This window comes from Mesorhizobium sp. WSM3873 (genome assembly GCF_001672445.1).
Lineage (GTDB): Bacteria > Pseudomonadota > Alphaproteobacteria > Rhizobiales > Rhizobiaceae > Mesorhizobium.
The window spans coordinates 71,686-89,126 of record NZ_LYTM01000002.1 but is presented as its reverse complement, the minus strand read 5'-3'; the positions used below and the strand labels follow the sequence as shown (position 1 = coordinate 89,126).

The following is a 17,441-nucleotide window of genomic DNA, read 5'->3' as shown; positions in this document are numbered from 1 at the left end:
TGTCCTCGCGGCCTTGCTCAGAGACCCGTCGCGACGTCGATCGACTGGCCGTCGGCCAGCGTCACAACCGCCTTCTTGACGTCGCCCTGGCGGCCAACCGTGCCGCGGAAGCGCTTGATCTTGCCCTTTCGGACGAGCGTGTTCACGGCCGTAACCTTGACGCCGAAGAGAGCTTCCACGGCGGCCTTGATTTCCGGCTTCGACGCCTTCTTGGCGACATTGAAGACGACCTGGTTCTGCTCGGAAGCCATGGTCGACTTTTCGGTGATCGCCGGCGAGACGATCACGTCGTAGTGACGGAGGTCGGTCATTTGAAGCGCTCCTCGAGAGCCTCGACGGCGGCCTTCGAAAGGACCAGCGTGCCGCGGCGCAGAATGTCGTAGACGTTGATGCCCTGGATCGGCAGCACGTCGATGTTGGGAATGTTGGTCGCCGCCAGCTTGAAGTTCTGGTCAAGCTCGGCGCCGCCGATCACCAGGGCATTGGTGAGCCCGAGCGTCTCGAGGCTCGCCACCAGCGCCTTGGTCTTGGCTTCGGCCAGCTTCAGCTCGTCGACGATGATCAGCGAAGCGCTCTTGGCCTTGGCCGAGAGAGCGTGCTTCAGGCCCAGCGCGCGCACCTTCTTCGGCAGCTCGTGCTCATGGCTGCGCACGACCGGGCCGTGCGCCTTGCCACCGCCGCGGAACTGCGGAGCGCGAGCCGAATGGTGACGGGCGCGGCCCGTACCCTTCTGCTTGTACATCTTGGCGCCGGTGCGCGCGATCTCGGCGCGGCCCTTGGCCTTGTGCGTGCCCTGCTGCTTCTTGGCCAGCTGCCAGCGCACGACGCGCTGCAGGATGTCCTCACGCGGGTCAAGGCCGAAGATCTCCTCGGAGAGCTTTACCTTGCCGGCGTCCTTGCCGCCGAGGGTTGTGATCTTGAGGTCCATTATTCCGCTCCCTCATTGGTCGGGGCATCGTTCTTGGCGGCAGCGGCACGGATCGCGGCTGGCTTCGGCGCGTTGGCCGGCAGCGCAACCTTGGCCGCGTCACGGACCAGGATCCAGGCGCCCTTCACTCCCGGGACGGCGCCGCGGATCAGGATCAGGCCGCGGTCGGCATCGGTCGAGACGACCTCGACATTCTGGGTGGTGACGCGGACGTCGCCCATGTGGCCGGCCATCTTCTTGCCCTTGAACACCTTACCGGGGTCCTGGCGCTGACCGGTCGAGCCGTGCGTGCGGTGCGAGACCGAGTTACCGTGCGTGGCGCGGCCGCCACCCATGTTGTGCCGCTTGATCACGCCCTGGAAACCCTTGCCGGTCGAGGTGCCCGTCACGTCGACCTTCTGGCCAGCGACGAAGTGCTCGACGGTGAGCTCGGCGCCGACGTCGATCATGTTGTCGGCGGAGACGCGGAACTCGGCGAGCTTCGCTTTCGGCTCGACGGAGGCGGCAGCGAAATGGCCGCGCATCGCCTTCGACGTGTTCTTCACCTTGGCAAGGCCAACGCCGAGCTGGACGGCTGTGTAGCCGTTCTTCTCCTGCGTGCGCTGCGCCACGACCTGGCAGTTCTCCATCTGGAGAACGGTGACGGGAACGTGTTCCCCGGCATCGTTATAGATGCGGGTCATTCCCACCTTCTTTGCAATCACACCTGAACGCATCGGTTCAATTCCTTTAGAGTTCCCTGTCGGGGCTGACGCCCCTCCACGCCTCTTGGTTCCTTCAGAGTTCCGGGTCGCCCCGCCCTCTTGTTCCTTAGAGCTTGATCTCGACGTCGACACCGGCGGCCAGATCGAGCTTCATCAGAGCATCGACCGTCTGCGGGGTCGGATCGACGATGTCGAGCAGCCGCTTGTGGGTGCGCATCTCGAACTGCTCGCGGCTCTTCTTGTCGACGTGAGGCGACCGGTTGACCGTGAACTTTTCGATCCGCGTCGGCAGCGGAATGGGGCCGCGGACGTTGGCGCCGGTGCGCTTGGCGGTCGACACGATTTCGCGCGTCGAGGCGTCGAGCACCCGGTGGTCAAACGCCTTAAGGCGGATGCGGATATTCTGTCCGTTCATGCGTCAATTCCTTGTTCTGGCGCGGCGCGGGCAGCCCCGCGCCCGCGACAGATCCGTTTCGTCCAATTATTCTTTGATGGTGACGACGATGCCGGCACCGACGGTGCGGCCGCCTTCACGGATGGCGAAGCGCAGCTTCTCTTCCATGGCGATCGGCACGATCAGCTCGACGTCGACGGTGATGTTGTCGCCGGGCATCACCATCTCGGTGCCGGCCGGCAGCGTCACGATGCCGGTCACGTCGGTGGTGCGGAAGTAGAACTGCGGACGGTAGTTGGTGAAGAACGGCGTGTGACGGCCGCCCTCGTCCTTGGTCAGGATGTAGGCTTCGGCCACGAACTTCTTGTGCGGCTTCACCGAGCCCGGCTTGGCCAGAACCTGGCCGCGCTCGACACCCTCGCGGTCGATGCCGCGCAACAGCGCGCCGATGTTGTCGCCGGCCTGGCCCTGGTCGAGCAGCTTGCGGAACATCTCCACGCCCGTGCAGGTGGTCTTGGCCGTCGGACGGATGCCGACGATCTCCAATTCCTCGCCGACCTTGACCACGCCGCGCTCGACGCGGCCGGTCACGACCGTGCCGCGGCCCGAGATCGAGAACACGTCCTCGATCGGCATCAGGAACGGCTTGTCCAGCGGACGGACCGGCGTCGGGATATAGGCGTCGACCTGCGCCATCAGCTCGCGGATGGCGTCCTCGCCGATGGTCTTGTTCGAATCTTCCAGCGCAGCCAGAGCCGAGCCCTTGACGATCGGAATGTCGTCGCCGGGGAACTCGTTCTTGGTCAGCAGTTCGCGAACCTCGAGCTCGACCAGCTCGAGCAGCTCGGCGTCGTCGACCTGGTCGACCTTGTTCAGGAACACCACGATCGAGGGCACGCCGACCTGACGGGCCAAAAGGATGTGCTCGCGGGTCTGCGGCATCGGGCCGTCGGCGGCCGAAACCACCAGGATCGCGCCGTCCATCTGCGCGGCGCCGGTGATCATGTTCTTCACATAGTCGGCGTGGCCGGGGCAGTCGACATGGGCATAGTGACGGTTGGCCGTCTCATACTCGACATGCGCCGTCGAGATGGTGATGCCGCGCGCCTTCTCTTCCGGCGCCGCGTCGATCTGGTCATAGCGCTTGTATTCGCCAAAATACTTCGTGATCGCCGCCGTCAGCGACGTCTTGCCATGATCGACGTGGCCGATCGTGCCAATGTTCACATGCGGCTTGGTGCGCTCGAATTTACCTTTTGCCACTGTATTTCTCCGTCTTTACTCATCCCGCTCGGGGAAATTGATATTCGCTCCAGCCGAACCGGAAACGCGTAAGAGCCGCGGTTCCGGTGGCACAGGCATTCTCACGCGTACTTTTTCTGGACTTCCTGGGCCACCGCCGTAGGGACCGGCTCATAGTGGTCGAACTGCATCGTGTACTGGGCGCGGCCCTGCGACATCGAACGCAGATTGTCGACGTACTTGAACATGTTGGCCAAAGGCACCATCGCGTTGATGACGACTGCCACGCCACGGGCTTCCTGGCCTTGGATCTGGCCGCGACGGCCGTTGAGGTCACCGATAACGCCGCCGACATAGTCTTCCGGCGTCACGACCTCGACCTTCATGATCGGCTCCAGCAGCTGCACGCCGAGCCTCGGGGCCGCTTCCTTGAAGCAGGCGCGGGAGGCAATTTCGAACGCCAGCACCGAGGAGTCGACGTCGTGGAAGGCGCCGTCGATCAGCGTCGCCTTGACACCGATCATCGGGAAACCAGCAAACGGGCCGGAACCCATGACGCTCTGGATGCCCTTCTCGACGCCCGGGATGTATTCCTTCGGCACCGCACCGCCGACGATCTTGGACTCGAACAGGAACTCTTCGCTCTCGGTGTTCGGCTCGAACACGATCTTGACGCGAGCGAACTGGCCGGTGCCGCCCGTCTGCTTCTTGTGCGTGTAGTCCTGCTCGTGGGTCCGGGTGATCGTCTCGCGATAGGCCACCTGCGGAGCGCCGACATTGGCTTCCACCTTGAACTCGCGGCGCATGCGGTCGACGATGATGTCGAGATGCAGCTCGCCCATGCCGGCGATGATGGTCTGACCGCTTTCCTCGTCGGTCTTGACGCGGAAGGACGGATCCTCGGCCGCCAGGCGATGCAGCGCGAGGCCCATCTTTTCCTGGTCGTTCTTGGTCTTCGGCTCGATGGCGATCTGGATGACCGGATCGGGGAATTCCATGCGCTCGAGGATGACCGGATGCAGCGGATCGCAGAGCGTGTCGCCGGTCGTCGTGTCCTTGAGGCCGGCCAGCGCGACGATGTCGCCGGCATAGGCTTCCTCGATATCGGCGCGCGAATTCGCATGCATCTGCAGCATGCGGCCGATGCGCTCCTTCTTGCCCTTCACGGTGTTGTCGAGCGAGGTGCCCTTGGTGAGCTTGCCCGAATAGATGCGAGCGAAGGTCAGCGAGCCGACGAACGGGTCGTTCATGATCTTGAACGCCAGCATCGACAGCGGCTCGTTGTCGTCGGCATGACGCTCGATCTCGGCGTCGGTCTTGGCGTCGACACCCTTGATGGCCGGCACGTCGATCGGCGACGGCAGGTATTCGACAACGGCGTCCAGCAGCGGCTGCACGCCCTTGTTCTTGAAGGCCGAGCCGCAGAACATCGGGAAGAACTTGACCGCGATGGTGCCCTTGCGGATCAGCGCACGGATCTCGTCGTTCGACGGCATGTTGCCTTCGAGGTAATTCTCGAGCGCGGTCTCGTCCATCTCGACGGCGGCCTCGATCATCTTCTCGCGATACTGAGCGGCCTTGTCCTTGAGGTCGGCCGGGATCCCGACGACGTCCCAGGCAGCGCCCAGTGTCTCGTCGCGCCAGACCAGCGCGTTCATTTCGACGAGGTCGACGACGCCCTTGAACTCGGTCTCGGCGCCGATCGGCAGCTGCATGACGACGGCCTGCGCGCCGAGGCGCGAGCCGATCATTTCCACCGAGCGGTAGAAGTCGGCGCCGATCTTGTCCATCTTGTTGCAGAAGATCATGCGCGGCACGTGGTACTTGTCGGCCTGGCGCCACACGGTCTCGGTCTGCGGCTCGACGCCGGCGTTGGCATCGAGCAGCGCGATGGCGCCGTCGAGCACGCGCAGCGAGCGCTCGACCTCGATGGTGAAGTCGACGTGTCCGGGAGTGTCGATGATGTTGAAGCGGCGCATCTTGCCGTCACGACCCTTCCAGAAGGTCGTGGTCGCGGCCGAGGTGATGGTGATGCCGCGTTCCTGCTCCTGCTCCATCCAGTCCATGGTGGCAGCGCCGTCATGGACTTCGCCGATCTTGTGCGACTTGCCCGTGTAGTACAGGACGCGCTCGGTCGTCGTCGTCTTGCCGGCGTCGATATGCGCCATGATACCGAAATTGCGGTAGTCTTCGATTTTGTATTCGCGGGCCATGGGAGGTGCCTCTCAGTCTCGTTCGCGCTTTACCAGCGGTAGTGCGCGAAGGCGCGGTTGGCTTCCGCCATCTTGTGGGTGTCTTCACGCTTCTTGACGGCCGTGCCGCGGTTGTTGGCCGCGTCCATCAGCTCGCCCGAGAGGCGGTCGACCATCGTAGTCTCGTTGCGGTTGCGTGCGGCGGCGATCAGCCAGCGGATGGCCAGCGCCTGGCGGCGCTCGGGGCGCACGTCCACCGGAACCTGGTAGGTGGCGCCGCCGACGCGACGCGAACGCACTTCCACATGCGGCGCGACATTGTCGAGCGCCTGGTGGAAGACAGCGACCGGCTCCTGCTTGGTCTTGGCCTGGACCTGGTCCAGCGCGCCGTAGACGATGGTCTCGGCGACCGACTTCTTGCCGTCATACATGACGGCGTTCATGAACTTGGTGACGACCAGATCGCCGAACTTGGGGTCCGGATTGATCTCACGCTTTTCTGCACTGTGACGACGGGACATGGCTCTTGTCTCTCAATCTCGTGGCACGGCGCAGTCAAAAAAAGCGCCGAAGCCGGAAACCCTTACTTCGGACGCTTGGCACCGTATTTCGAACGGCGCTGCTTGCGGTTCTTCACACCCTGGGTGTCGAGCACGCCGCGGATGATGTGATAGCGGACGCCCGGCAGATCCTTGACGCGGCCGCCACGGATCATGACCACCGAGTGCTCCTGAAGGTTATGGCCTTCGCCCGGGATGTAGCCGATCACTTCGAAACCATTGGTCAGACGGATCTTGGCCACCTTGCGCAGCGCCGAGTTCGGCTTCTTCGGCGTCGTCGTGTAGACGCGCGTGCAGACGCCCCGCTTCTGCGGGTTCTGCTGCATGGCCGGGACCTTGTTGCGCTTCACCGGCGCCAGGCGCGGCTTGCGGATCAGCTGGTTGACGGTAGGCATTAAACCCTCTTGTCTCTCAATTCCGTGTCTTGCCCTGTCAGGGCCGCTCAAAGCGTCATTTCCATACGCGAATTCGGGCAACACACCGCGCCTCGCGGTCCTGCCCGAACAAATTGCAGAGGAAGCGGAAGCCGCTTCATGCGCGCCGGAGATGTCTTTTCGCTCGTAAAACGAACCCTGTTTGAGGCAAACTCCAAGGCGCGTCGCCTCGGAAAAGCAAGTCTCACATCGGTTCTGACGTGGCGGCTTCTACTCGCAAGCCCCCTATCCGTCAACCCCGGAACGGCAAATATTGCGCCCGATCCGGAGCTTGGCAGCCATGCGGAAAACGCATGTAATTTTCTTGCGTCTTTTTTCAAGAGCGAGGAAGAAAGTGACCCGCTTTCGCCTGTCATCTCGGCCGGCTTCGTGCAAATAAGGCGGCATGAATGGCAAAACTCCCCGCTTCCGGAGGAATCAGCCCGTGAACGACAACGAGGAGCGCCCGGTCACCATCATCACCGGCCGGGTGTGGCGGCGAAAAGGCGGCAAGCCGGAAGGCGTGCATGTGATGCTGGTCGCGCCCGACGATGATTCTGCCGTCCGCCGCGCGCTCGAATCGCTCGCCGCCGAAGGATTCGCCGAAGCCGAGCTCGACCAGATCGGCGACATGGAAGGCACCCCCGACGAAGAGCCGCATCTGTCCGCCTATCAGGGCGCGCTGGAGGGCGAAGTCTCGATCGTTACCTTCGACGAGCCGAGCTGATCCCGTGAGGGATCGCGAGATTGCGATTTCGTCCAGGCTTGCCGGGCACCGTTGTCCTGCCTAAGAACACCTACTTCTTCCATCCCTCGGAGTCCCAATGACCAGCAACCCCATCAGGATCGGTATCGTCGGCGTGGGAAAGATCGTCCGCGACCAGCATCTTCCGGCACTGGCCAAGGACAGCAGTTATCAGCTTGCGGCCGCCGCCAGCCGCCATGGCAAGGTGGACGGCATCCCGAACTATCCGACGATCGAGGCGATGCTCGAGGCCGAGCCGGGCCTGGAAGCCGTCTCGCTCTGCATGCCGCCGCAGTTCCGCTATGACGCCGCGCGGACCGCGCTCGACGCCGGAAAGCACGTCTTCATGGAGAAGCCGCCGGGCGCCACCGTCAGCGAGGTCGAGCACCTGAAGGCGATTGCCGCGAAGAAAGGCGTTTCGCTTTTCGCCAGCTGGCATTCGCGCTACGCGCCGGCGGTCGAGGCCGCGCGCGCCCTCCTGGCTTCGGCCAGAATCGACTCGGCGGCGATCAACTGGAAGGAAGACGTGCGCCGCTGGCACCCGAACCAGGAATGGATCTGGGCGCCGGGCGGTTTCGGCGTGTTCGATCCCGGCATCAACGCGCTATCGATCGCTACCCACATCTTGCCGCCGATGTTCATCACCTCGGCCGTGCTCGACTTCCCCGAGAACCGCGCCTCGCCGGTCGCGGCGCATGTCACCTTCCGCACCTCGAACGGGCTCCCGGTGACGATGGAACTCGACTGGCTGCAGACCGGTCCGCAGAGCTGGGACATCCTGGCCGAGACCGACGAGGGCAAGATGGTGCTTTCGGGCGGCGGCGCAAAGCTCGCCGTCGACGGCAAGATCATCCATGACGAGCCGGAAGCCGAATATCCGATGCTCTACAAGCGTTTCGCCGAGATTGTCCGCGCCGGCATCTGCGACGTCGACCTGGCCCCGCTCCAGCACGTCGCCGACGCCTTCATGCTCGGCAAGCGCAATGTGGTCGAGCCTTTCTTCGATTAACAGCAAGCCCCCTGCAGCGCCGGCGTCAGTCCACGATCGCTATCGCAAATCCGTCATAGCCCTTGGCGCCGACGGTCTGGATGGCGGTGCCGTCCAGCCGCTTCTCCTGCCCGATGAATGAGAGCGCTGCTCGGGCACCGACGACGTATTCGTCGCGGCCGTCATCCTTCAGCACGGCGCCGTCGCGGATGACGTTGTCGCAAACGATGACCGTTCCGGAGCGCGACAGCCGCATGGCCCAGCTGAGATAATTCGGGTTGTTCGGCTTATCGGCGTCGATGAAGATCAGGTCGAACGGACCGGCATTTTCGCTGACCAAGGCTGCTAGCGATTGAAGAGCTGGCCCGAGCCGCAGATCCACCTTGTCGGAAACCCCTGCCCGCTCGAAGTTCGAACGCGCGACCTTGGCATGGTGCGGCTCAAGCTCCAGCGTCACTACTCTGCCATCGGCAGGCAGGCCCCTTGCCATCCAGATGGTCGAGTAACCACCGAGCGTGCCGATCTCGAGCACCTTCCTTGCGCCGCGAATCCGCACCAGAAGCGAAAGCAATTTGCCCTGCGCGGCCGAGACGTCGATCGCCGGCAGGCCCTGCTCGCGGTTGGCCGCAAGCACGGCGTCTAGCGCGGGATCCGCATCGAAAAGAGAGGAGACGATGTAGTCGTCGACAGCTGTCCAGGTCCTGGCGCTCATGGCTTTTCCTCGTTCATAACCCGAATGAAAAAAGGGGCCACGCGGGCCCCTTTTCTTTCTCTCATTGCATCCGCGCTTACTGCGCGGCGTTGACCATGTTGGTCAGCATCGGCTCGGCGACCTCCACACCGGAGGCCTTGCGGCGCTCGTCGATGATGAGCTCGTCGCGCGAGGTGGCGATGCGCCTTATTTGGCTCATCGTGCCGCCCGTACCGGCCGGGATCAAGCGGCCGACGATGACGTTCTCCTTCAGACCCTGCAGCATGTCGGTCTTACCGGCGACCGCAGCTTCCGTCAGCACCCTCGTCGTCTCCTGGAAGGATGCGGCCGAGATGAAGGACGGCGTCTGCAGCGAGGCCTTGGTGATGCCGAGCAGCACCGGCTGACCTTCGGCCGGCTTCTTGCCGTCCTCGATCAACCGCTCGTTGACCTCTTCCAGCTCGATCACGTCGACGTGGTCGCCCGGAATGTAGGTCGAGTCGCCCTGCGTGGTGATCTCGACCTTCTGCAGCATCTGGCGAACGATCACCTCGATGTGCTTGTCGTTGATCGACACGCCCTGCAGGCGGTAGACCTCCTGGATCTCGTTGACGAGGTAGGACGCAAGCGCCTCCACGCCCTTGATCGCCAGGATGTCATGCGGCGCCGGGTTGCCGTCGAGGATGTAGTCGCCCTTCTCGATGACGTCGCCGTCCTGCAGATGGAACGGCTTGCCCTTCGGGATCAGGTACTCGACCGGCTCCAGCGTCGAGTCGTGCGGCTCGATGATGATGCGGCGCTTGTTCTTGTAGTCGCGGCCGAAGCGGACCGTGCCATCGATCTCGGCGATGATGGCGTGATCCTTCGGACGGCGAGCCTCGAACAGTTCGGCCACCCGCGGCAGACCGCCGGTGATGTCCTTGGTCTTGGCGCTTTCCATCGGGATACGCGCAAGCACGTCGCCCGGACGGACATGCGCGCCCGGCTCGACCGAGAGAATGGCCTCGACCGAGAGCAGGAAGCGTGCATCGCCGCCCTTCGACAGCTTGCCCACCTTGCCCTTGGCGTCCTGCACGACGATCGCCGGCTTCAGGTCGCTGCCGCGCGGCGTCGAACGCCAGTCGATGACCTCACGCTTGGTGATGCCGGTCGACTCGTCGGCCGTCTCCTGCACGGAGATGCCGTCGACCAGATCCTCGAACGCCACCTTGCCCTCGATTTCGGTGAGGATCGGGCGGGTGTAAGGATCCCACTCGGCGATGCGCTGCCCGCGCTTCACCTTGTCGCCGTCATCCACGAAGATGCGCGAGCCGTAGGCGACGCGGTGCGTGGCGCGTTCCTTGCCGGCCTCGTCGAGGATCAGAACCGCCATGTTGCGGCCCATCACCATCTGCTGGCCTTCGGAGTTGCGCACCACGTTGCGGTTGCGGATCTCGACCTTGCCCTCATAGGAGGCTTCAAGGAACGAAGAATCCACCACCTGCGCGGTGCCGCCCATGTGGAAGGTGCGCATGGTGAGCTGGGTGCCCGGCTCGCCGATCGACTGCGCCGCGATGACGCCGACGGCCTCGCCCTGGTTGACGGGCGTGCCGCGGGCAAGATCGCGACCGTAGCAGACCGCGCAGACTCCGGTCCTGACCTCGCAGGTCAGCGCCGAGCGGATGCGGACCGACTGGACGCCGGCCTTCTCGATCTGCTCCACGTCACGCTCGTCCATCAGCTTGCCGGCCTTGACCAGCACTTCGCCGGAGACCGGGTGGTTGATGTCGTCGAGCGCCGTGCGGCCGAGCACGCGCTGACCGACCGAGGCGACGATCTGGCCGGCATCGACGATCGGCTGCATGGTGAGGCCCTTGTCGGTGCCGCAATCCAGCGAATTCACGATGCAGTCCTGCGCCACGTCGACCAGACGGCGGGTTAGGTACCCCGAGTTCGCCGTCTTCAAGGCGGTGTCGGCCAGACCCTTGCGGGCGCCGTGGGTCGAGTTGAAGTACTCGAGCACGGTGAGGCCTTCCTTGAAGTTCGAGATGATCGGCGTCTCGATGATCTCGCCCGAAGGCTTGGCCATCAGGCCGCGCATGCCGGCGAGCTGGCGCATCTGGGTAGGCGAACCGCGCGCACCCGAATGCGACATCATATAGATCGAGTTCATCGGCTTCTGACGGCCGTTTTCCTCGAACTCGACGGCCTTGATGCGGGCCATCATCTCGTCGGCGACCTTCTCCGAGCACTTGGCCCAGGCGTCGACCACCTTGTTGTACTTCTCGCCCTGCGTGATCAGGCCGTCATTGTACTGCTGCTCGTACTCCTTGGCCAAAGCCTCGGTATCGGAGACCAGCTTCAGCTTGGTGTCCGGAATCACCATGTCGTCCTTGCCGAACGAAATGCCGGCGCGGCAGGCATGCGCGAAGCCGAGAGCCATGATGCGGTCGCAGAAGATGACCGTCTCCTTCTGGCCGCAGTGGCGGTAGACGGTGTCGATCATCTTGGAGATGTTCTTCTTGGTCATCTCCTGGTTGGCGATGTCGTACGGCACGTTGACGTTCTTCGGCAGAAGCTCGCCGATGATCATGCGGCCGGGCGTGGTTTCATAGATCTTCGACACCGTCTTGCCTTCGGCATCGACGGTGCGGAAGCGGCCCTTGATCTTGGCGTGCAGGGTCACCGCCTTGGTCTCCAGCGCATGCTGGAGCTCGCCCATGTCGGCGAACACCATGCCTTCGCCCGGCTCGTTCTGGTTGACGATCGACAGATAGTAGAGACCGAGAACCATGTCCTGCGACGGCACGATGATCGGCGCGCCGGAGGCCGGGTGCAGGATGTTGTTGGTCGACATCATCAGCACGCGCGCTTCGAGCTGCGCTTCCAGGGACAGCGGCACATGGACCGCCATCTGGTCGCCGTCGAAGTCGGCATTGAAGGCCGTGCAGACCAGCGGATGCAGTTGGATCGCCTTGCCTTCGATCAGGATCGGCTCGAACGCCTGGATGCCGAGGCGGTGCAGCGTCGGCGCGCGGTTCAAGAGCACCGGATGCTCGCGGATGACCTCGTCGAGGATATCCCAGACCTCCGGACGCTCCTTCTCGACCAGCTTCTTCGCCTGCTTGACGGTCGAGGAGAAACCCTTGGCATCGAGGCGGGCGTAGATGAAGGGCTTGAACAGCTCCAGCGCCATCTTCTTCGGCAGGCCGCACTGATGCAGCTTGAGTTCCGGACCGGTCACAATGACCGAGCGGCCAGAATAGTCGACACGCTTGCCGAGCAGGTTCTGGCGGAACCGACCCTGCTTGCCCTTGAGCATGTCGGACAGCGACTTCAGCGGACGCTTGTTGGCGCCGGTGATGACGCGGCCGCGGCGGCCGTTGTCGAACAGCGCGTCGACGGCCTCCTGCAGCATGCGCTTTTCATTGCGCACGATGATGCCGGGCGCGCGCAGCTCGATCAGCCGCTTCAAACGATTGTTGCGGTTGATGACGCGGCGATAGAGGTCGTTGAGGTCGGACGTGGCGAAGCGGCCGCCGTCCAGCGGGACCAGCGGGCGCAGGTCCGGCGGGATCACCGGGACGACCTTCATGATCATCCATTCCGGACGGTTGCCGGATTCCATGAAGTTCTCGACGACCTTGAGCCGCTTCAGAAGCTTCTTCTGCTTGAGCTCGGACGAGGTCGAAGCCAGCTCCGAGCGCAGATCGCCGGCGATCTTCTCCAGATCCATGCCGGCCAACAGGTCATGGATGGCCTCGGCGCCGATCATGGCGGTGAAAGAGTCCTCGCCATACTCGTCGACGGCGAGCATGTACTCTTCCTCGCTGAGCAGTTGGTGCTCCTTCAGCGCGGTGAGGCCAGGCTCGGTGACGATGTAGTTCTCGAAGTAGAGGACGCGCTCGATATCCTTCAGCGTCATGTCGAGCAGCGTGCCGATGCGCGAAGGCAACGACTTCAGGAACCAGATATGGGCGACGGGGGCGGCGAGCTCGATATGGCCCATGCGCTCGCGGCGGACGCGCGACAGCGTGACTTCGACGCCGCACTTTTCGCAGATGACGCCCTTGTACTTCATGCGCTTGTACTTGCCGCACAGGCACTCGTAGTCCTTGATCGGACCAAAAATGCGCGCGCAGAACAGACCGTCACGCTCCGGCTTGAAGGTGCGGTAGTTGATGGTCTCCGGCTTTTTGATCTCACCGAACGACCAGGACAGAATCTTCTCAGGGCTGGCGAGCGAGATCCGGATGGAATCGAACACCTGCGCAGGCGCCTGAGGGTTGAAGAGATTCATGACCTCTTGGTTCATGCCGTTCTCCTTTTCGGGGTCCTCGAAAACCCCTTGCATCGAGCGCGGGCCGAATGCCCGCAGACTGGCCGGCCTGACCGGCCGAGAATTTGTGGGGCGCGCCACGTTGTTTCGCGACGCGCCATTACCCTTGTTCGGCCGCGCCCCTATTCGGCAGCATCGGGCAGCCGCACGGCAGCGTCTTCGAACTTGGTGTTCTCCAGTTCGACATTGAGGCCGAGGGAGCGCATCTCCTTGACGAGAACGTTGAAGCTCTCGGGAATGCCGGCTTCGAACGTATCGTCGCCGCGCACGATCGCCTCGTAGACCTTGGTGCGTCCGGCAACGTCGTCCGACTTCACCGTCAGCATCTCCTGCAACGTATAAGCGGCGCCGTAGGCTTCCAGCGCCCAGACCTCCATTTCGCCGAAGCGCTGGCCGCCGAACTGCGCCTTGCCGCCCAGCGGCTGCTGGGTGACGAGCGAGTACGGACCGATCGAGCGCGCGTGGATCTTGTCGTCCACCAGGTGGTGAAGCTTGAGCATATAGATGTAGCCCATCGTCACCTTGCGATCGAACGGCTCGCCGGTGCGGCCGTCATAGAGCTGCGACTGACCGCTGGTGTGCAGGCCCGCCTGCTGCAGCATGGTGTTGATGTCGGCTTCGTGCGCGCCGTCGAACACCGGAGTCGCGATGGAGACGCCGCGGCGCATCTGCTCGCTCAGGCGAATGATGCTCTCGTCGTCATAGTCGCGGACCGGCTCGTTGCGGTCGTTGGAAGGCATGAAGCTTTCCAGCGTCTTGCGCAGCGGCTTGATGTCGCCGCCAGCCTTGTAGGCGTCGATCAGCTCGCCGATCTTCCTGCCCATGCCGGCGCAGGCCCAGCCCAGATGCGTTTCCAGGATCTGGCCGACATTCATGCGGCTCGGCACACCCAGCGGGTTGAGCACGATATCGGCATGCGTGCCGTCCTCGAGGAAAGGCATGTCCTCGACCGGAACGATGCGCGACACCACGCCCTTGTTGCCGTGACGGCCGGCCATCTTGTCGCCCGGCTGCATCTTGCGCTTCACCGCCACGAAGACCTTGACCATCTTCATGACGCCCGGAGGCATCTCGTCGCCGCGCTGCACCTTCTCGACCTTGTCCATGAAGCGCTGCTCTAGCGCCTTCTTGGAGTCGTCGTACTGGCCGCGCAGGGCTTCCAGCTCGCTCTGGAGCTTTTCGTTCTCCACGGCGAACTGCCACCACTGCGAGCGCGGATACTCGTCGAGCGTGTCCTTCGACAGCTTCGAGCCCTTCTTGAAGCCCTTCGGTCCGGCAATCGCTTCCTTGCCGACCAGCATGTCCGACAGGCGCGAATAGACGTTGCGGTCGAGGATCGCCTGCTCGTCGTCGCGGTCCTTGGCCAGACGCTCGATCTCCTCGCGCTCGATCGCCATGGCGCGCTCGTCCTTCTCCACGCCGTGGCGGTTGAAGACGCGCACTTCGACGACCGTGCCGAAGGTACCCGGAGGCATGCGCATAGAGGTGTCGCGAACGTCCGAGGCCTTTTCGCCGAAGATGGCGCGCAGGAGCTTCTCTTCCGGCGTCATCGGGCTTTCGCCCTTCGGCGTGATCTTGCCGACCAGGATGTCGCCCGGCTGCACTTCCGCGCCGATATAGACGATGCCGGCCTCGTCGAGGTTCTTCAGCGCTTCTTCCGAGACGTTCGGAATGTCGCGCGTGATCTCCTCCGGTCCGAGCTTGGTGTCGCGGGCCATAACCTCGAACTCCTCAATGTGGATCGAGGTGAAGACGTCGTCGGCCACGATGCGCTCGGAGAGCAGGATCGAGTCCTCGTAGTTGTAGCCGTTCCACGGCATGAACGCGACCAGCACGTTGCGGCCGAGCGCCAGATCGCCGAGCTCGGTCGAAGGACCGTCGGCGATGATGTCGCCCTTGTTCACCCGGTCGCCGACACGCACCAGCGGACGCTGGTTGATGCAGGTGTTCTGGTTCGAACGCTGGAACTTCATCAGCCGGTAGATGTCGACGCCGGACTTGCCCGGGTCGAGATCTTCGGTGGCGCGGATAACGATACGGGTGGCGTCCACCTGGTCGACCACGCCGCCGCGGCGGGCACCGATGGCGGCGCCTGAGTCACGGGCCACGACCGGCTCCATGCCGGTGCCGACGAACGGCGCCTCGGCGCGCACCAGCGGCACGGCCTGACGCTGCATGTTCGAGCCCATCAGCGCGCGGTTGGCGTCGTCGTTCTCGAGGAACGGGATGAGGGCCGCGGCCACCGACACCATCTGCTTCGGCGACACGTCCATCAGGTCGACGTTCTCGCGCGGCGCCATCATCACCTCGCCGGCGTTGCGGCAGATGACGAACTCGTCGACAAAGCTGCCGTTCTTATCGAGCTCGGCGTTGGCCTGCGCGACGTGGTGCTTGGCCTCCTCCATCGCCGACAGATAGACGACTTCATTGGTCAGCTTGCCGTTGACGATCTTGCGGTACGGGCTCTCGATGAAGCCGTACTTGTTGACGCGCGCGAAGGTGGCGAGCGAGTTGATCAGACCGATATTCGGGCCTTCCGGCGTCTCGATCGGGCAGATGCGGCCGTAATGCGTCGGATGCACGTCGCGCACCTCGAAGCCGGCGCGCTCGCGGGTCAGACCGCCCGGTCCAAGCGCCGACAGGCGACGCTTGTGGGTGATCTCCGACAGCGGGTTGGTCTGGTCCATGAACTGCGAGAGCTGCGAGGAGCCGAAGAACTCGCGCACGGCGGCGGCCGCCGGCTTGGCGTTGATCAGGTCCTGCGGCATGACCGTGTCGATCTCGATCGAGGACATACGCTCCTTGATCGCGCGCTCCATGCGCAGCAGACCGACGCGGTACTGGTTCTCCATCAGCTCGCCGACCGAGCGGACGCGGCGGTTACCGAGATTGTCGATGTCGTCGATCTCGCCCTTGCCGTCGCGCAGCTCGACCAGCGTCTTGACCACGGCCAGGATATCTTCCTTGCGCAGCACGCGCACGGTGTCCTCGGCCTTGAGCTCGAGGCGCATGTTCATCTTGACGCGGCCGACAGCCGACAGGTCATAGCGCTCGCTGTCGAAGAACAGCGAGTTGAACATGGCTTCGGCGGTCTCGAGCGTCGGCGGCTCGCCCGGACGCATGACGCGGTAGATGTCGAACAGCGCGTCCTGGCGGCTCTCGTTCTTGTCGACGGCGAGCGTGTTGCGGATGTAGGCGCCGACATTGACGTGGTCGATGTCCAGGATCTGGATCTCGTCCTCGCCGGTGCCGAGCAGCACCTTCAGCGTCTTCTCGTCGATCTCGTCGCCGGCCTCGAGAAAGATCTCGCCGGTGGCGTAGTTGACGATGTCCTCGGCCAGGTAGTTGCCGAGCAGGTCCTCGTCGGTCGCCTTGATCGCCTTGAGACCCTTTTCGCCGAGCTGGCGGGCCTGGCGGGCGGTGATCTTCTTGCCGGCCTCGACGACGATCTCGCCCGTGTCGGCGTCGACCAGGTCGCCGACAGCCTTGAGGCCGCGGAAGCGCTCGACATTGAACGGGATGCGCCAGTGGTCGCCGGCGCGCTTGTAGGTGATCTTGTTGTAGAAGGTCGACAGGATCTCTTCGCCGTCCATGCCGAGCGCCATCAGCAGCGACGTCACCGGAATCTTGCGGCGGCGGTCGATGCGGGCGTGGACCACGTCCTTGGAATCGAACTCGATGTCGAGCCACGAGCCGCGATAGGGGATGACGCGCGCGGCAAACAGAAGCTTGCCCGACGAGTGCGACTTGCCCTTGTCGTGGTCGAAGAAGACGCCCGGCGAACGGTGCATCTGCGAGACGATGACGCGCTCGGTGCCGTTGACGATGAAGGTGCCGTTCGACGTCATGAGCGGCATGTCGCCCATATAGACGTCCTGCTCCTTGATGTCCTTGATCGACTTCGCGCCGGTATCCTCATCGATATCGAACACGATGAGGCGCAGCGTCACCTTCAGCGGCGCAGCATAGGTCAGGTCGCGCTGACGGCATTCGTCGACGTCGAATTTCGGTCCTTCGAACTCATACTTCACGAATTCCAGCATCGAGGAGCCGGAAAAATCGGAGATCGGGAAGACCGACTTGAAAACAGCCTGCAGCCCCTCGTCCGGACGCCCACCCTTGGGCTCGTCCACCATCAGGAACTGGTCATAGGATGCCTTCTGAACCTCGATGAGGTTCGGCATCTCCGCAACTTCCGGGATCTTCCCGAAGAACTTGCGTACGCGTCTGCGGCCATTGAAAGTCTGGGTCTGGGCCATCGTCGCT

General features: G+C 63.6%; 13 protein-coding genes. 2 read left to right on the top strand and 11 right to left on the bottom strand.

Features of this window, described 5'->3' with window-relative positions; genetic code table 11:
- Window positions 1-17: 17 nt before the first annotated feature.
- The 8 genes from A9K71_RS01935 to rpsL all read right to left on the bottom strand — a co-directional run bounded on the left by A9K71_RS01935 (window position 18) and on the right by rpsL (window position 6,415).
- Window positions 18-311 (bottom strand): 50S ribosomal protein L23, encoded by a 294-nt coding sequence (locus A9K71_RS01935; protein WP_040983033.1) that lies wholly within the window; start codon window positions 309-311, stop codon window positions 18-20.
- A complete protein-coding gene (rplD, locus tag A9K71_RS01930; RefSeq protein ID WP_066989592.1) occupies window positions 308-928 on the bottom strand; it encodes a 50S ribosomal protein L4 in 621 nt (206 codons plus the stop codon). The genes A9K71_RS01935 and rplD overlap by 4 nt, the downstream gene beginning before the upstream one ends.
- A complete protein-coding gene (gene rplC / locus A9K71_RS01925) occupies window positions 928-1,644 on the bottom strand; it encodes a 50S ribosomal protein L3 (protein WP_066989590.1) in 717 nt (238 codons plus the stop codon). The genes rplD and rplC overlap by 1 nt, the downstream gene beginning before the upstream one ends.
- 94 nt (window positions 1,645-1,738) lie before the next feature.
- Entirely contained in the window at window positions 1,739-2,047 is a 309-nt protein-coding gene (gene rpsJ / locus A9K71_RS01920) for a 30S ribosomal protein S10 (RefSeq protein ID WP_006205468.1), read from the bottom strand.
- A gap of 66 nt (window positions 2,048-2,113) precedes the next feature.
- Window positions 2,114-3,289 carry an elongation factor Tu gene (gene tuf, locus A9K71_RS01915; RefSeq protein ID WP_066989565.1) on the bottom strand — a complete coding sequence of 392 codons (1,176 nt, stop codon included), beginning with the start codon at window positions 3,287-3,289 and terminating at the stop codon, window positions 2,114-2,116.
- Between the two features lie 101 nt (window positions 3,290-3,390).
- On the bottom strand, window positions 3,391-5,481 hold the full coding sequence (gene fusA / locus A9K71_RS01910; protein ID WP_066989588.1) for an elongation factor G: 2,091 nt from the start codon (window positions 5,479-5,481) through the stop codon (window positions 3,391-3,393).
- 29 nt (window positions 5,482-5,510) lie between these two features.
- On the bottom strand, window positions 5,511-5,981 hold the full coding sequence (gene rpsG / locus A9K71_RS01905) for a 30S ribosomal protein S7 (RefSeq protein ID WP_041003106.1): 471 nt from the start codon (window positions 5,979-5,981) through the stop codon (window positions 5,511-5,513).
- 62 nt (window positions 5,982-6,043) lie between these two features.
- Entirely contained in the window at window positions 6,044-6,415 is a 372-nt protein-coding gene (gene rpsL, locus A9K71_RS01900) for a 30S ribosomal protein S12 (RefSeq protein WP_006202128.1), read from the bottom strand.
- Between the two features lie 463 nt (window positions 6,416-6,878).
- Here rpsL and A9K71_RS01895 point away from each other — a divergent pair, with 463 nt between their 5' ends.
- Window positions 6,879-7,160 carry a transcriptional regulator gene (locus A9K71_RS01895; protein ID WP_066989908.1) on the top strand — a complete coding sequence of 94 codons (282 nt, stop codon included), beginning with the start codon at window positions 6,879-6,881 and terminating at the stop codon, window positions 7,158-7,160.
- A 97-nt stretch (window positions 7,161-7,257) separates the two neighbouring features.
- Window positions 7,258-8,187, top strand: a complete 930-nt coding sequence (locus A9K71_RS01890) for a Gfo/Idh/MocA family oxidoreductase (protein WP_066989586.1) — start codon at window positions 7,258-7,260, stop codon at window positions 8,185-8,187.
- A gap of 25 nt (window positions 8,188-8,212) precedes the next feature.
- Here the strand turns inward: A9K71_RS01890 and A9K71_RS01885 are convergent, their stop codons facing one another.
- From A9K71_RS01885 to rpoB, 3 genes are all read right to left on the bottom strand, one after another.
- Window positions 8,213-8,878: an O-methyltransferase gene (locus A9K71_RS01885; RefSeq protein ID WP_066989585.1), complete on the bottom strand. Its 666-nt coding sequence runs from the start codon at window positions 8,876-8,878 to the stop codon at window positions 8,213-8,215.
- A 76-nt stretch (window positions 8,879-8,954) separates the two neighbouring features.
- Window positions 8,955-13,151 carry a DNA-directed RNA polymerase subunit beta' gene (gene rpoC, locus A9K71_RS01880; RefSeq protein WP_066989905.1) on the bottom strand — a complete coding sequence of 1,399 codons (4,197 nt, stop codon included), beginning with the start codon at window positions 13,149-13,151 and terminating at the stop codon, window positions 8,955-8,957.
- Between the two features lie 146 nt (window positions 13,152-13,297).
- The gene (gene rpoB, locus A9K71_RS01875) at window positions 13,298-17,434 is read right to left on the bottom strand and encodes a DNA-directed RNA polymerase subunit beta (RefSeq protein ID WP_066989583.1); all 4,137 of its coding nucleotides are present in this window, start codon (window positions 17,432-17,434) and stop codon (window positions 13,298-13,300) included.
- Window positions 17,435-17,441: the final 7 nt, after the last annotated feature.